This is a genomic window from Streptomyces sp. NRRL F-2664, from assembly GCF_000719345.1.
In the GTDB taxonomy this organism is placed as follows: domain Bacteria; phylum Actinomycetota; class Actinomycetes; order Streptomycetales; family Streptomycetaceae; genus Streptomyces.
Window position 1 is genome coordinate 1 of the sequence record NZ_JOFX01000174.1, and the last position, 2,035, is coordinate 2,035.

At 70.3% G+C, this 2,035-nt stretch carries 1 pseudogene; it reads left to right on the forward strand.

Going from position 1 to position 2,035, the window contains the following annotated elements:
- Nucleotides 1-2,035, forward strand: a pseudogene (locus IF89_RS0135090) (hypothetical protein); the annotation flags it as partial.

A 2,035-nucleotide genomic window follows, 5' to 3' on the forward strand; every position in this document is an offset into this window, starting at 1 on the left:
CCGCTTCGCAGACGGTCTCCTGGGCCGACGGCGCCGGTGAGGAGGGGCGGGGTGAGGGGCCGGGCGAGCTGAAGACTGAGGTCAGCCGGACCGTTGAGGGCGGGCGCCTGACCGAGACCACCACGGTGGCGCCCGGCACGGATGCGGAAACGGTGACCTCGCGGGTGGTGGACCTGGCCACCGGAGCCGTCCTGCAGGAGGCCGGCCCCGGCGGCCGGGTCGTCTCCCGGACGGAGTACGACCGCCAGGGCCGGCCTACCGCCCACACCCTGCTACCCGACTCCGACAAGCCGCAGACCACCCGCATCGCCTACCCCTCCCCTACCGTCACGGTCACCGCCACGCCTGACGGCCGTCGGGTGACCGAGACCCTCGACGCGCTGGGCCGCCCCCTGCGCATCACGGACAACTACCGCGACGGCGCCTACGCCAAAGAGCCCGACGCCGACGGCGCCCGGCTGCTGTCCGAGGCCGACTACTCCCAGTGGGCCCACTACCAGGTCACCACCACCGACCAGGCCGGCCGCAAAACCGTTGCCTCCACCGACCCCTGGGGCCACACCAGCAGCGTGACCGGCCCCAACGGCACCACCGTAAAAACCGCCACGGACATCGTGGCCGAGGCAGTCGCCCAAGGCGTCCTCGGAAAGGGTCAGGCCGGTTCAGGCATCGGCGAGGCGCGTGCCTTGGCGGTCCAGGATGCTGACAGTGCTGCACGGACCTCGAGCGCGAACGTGGTCTTCGCCGACGGCACCCCCGCCGCCGGCTCTGCTGCCCAGACCGACGCACTGGGGCGGACCCTGACCTCAACCAGCGGCGAGGTCACCGCTGTGCCCTCCTACGGTGCCGGCGGCATCGCGCACAGCACAGTGTTGAACCCGGCTGCACCGGAGACCTATCCGGGGCAGGAGTTCACCACCGCCCTCACCCGCGACCTCGCCGGGCGGGCCACGTCCAAAACCCTGGCCCAGGGCAAAGAGGGAGAAGACACCCGCACCGGCACCAAGAACGAATATGACGCAGCAGGCCGGCTTGCCTCCCAGACCGACCAGCTCGGCAACACCACTGTTTTCGCCTACACCGGCGACGGGCAGATCGCGGAAGCGGTGGTGAAGACCAAGGACGGCAAAACCGTCTCGCAGACTGCCTACAGCTACGACCAGGCCACCGGCCTGCCCGTTTCCACGTCTGTCACGGACGCCGCAGGCGCGACCACGGTGCGCCGCATGGAATACGACGCCCTGAACCGGATCAGCAGCCTGTGGGAAGGCGAGAGCGAGACCGCGAAGAAGGACACGCTCATCACCTACGGCTACGACGGCGAGGGCCGCCTGGCCTCCATCGCCTACCCCGACGGCAAGACTGTCTCCCGCACCTACGATGCCGCAGGCCAGCTCGCTACCTCCACCGACGCGGCCGGCGCGGTCACCGCCTACGCCTACAACCCCGACGGCAGCCTGGCCAAGGCCGAGCAGAAGACCTCAGACGGCCAGAGCACCACGGCCGCCTATACCTACGACACCCTCGGCCGCCTCACCCGCACCGACTACGGCAACGGGACTGCCCTGGCCACCGAATACTGGGACAGCGGCCAGCCGAAGAAGGAAACCCTCACCCGCAAAGACGGCACCGTCCTGTCAGAAACCTCCTACACGTACAACACCCGCGGAGACCTCGCCACGCGCACCGACATCCGCCCCGACACCGCCGGGGAGCAGGGTGCTGGCACCGGGCAGGGCTCCGGGGCAGAAGGGGACGGCGGCGGCACGCCGGTGACGACCCACACCGTCCACGGCTACGACGCCTACGGCCGGCTGACCTCCACCACCGTCCACGGCGGTGCCGATGCGAAGGCGCCCGTGCTGCGGTCGACCGCCTACACCGCCAACGCCGCCGGCGACGTCACCACCACCACTGTCACGGATGCAGAGGGGAAGAAGACCACCACGGCGCACGAGACCGACTCCGCGGGCCGTCTCACCGCAGTAGTCGCCGACGGCGGGAAAACCGAGCAGAGCTGGGATGCGGCCGGCAA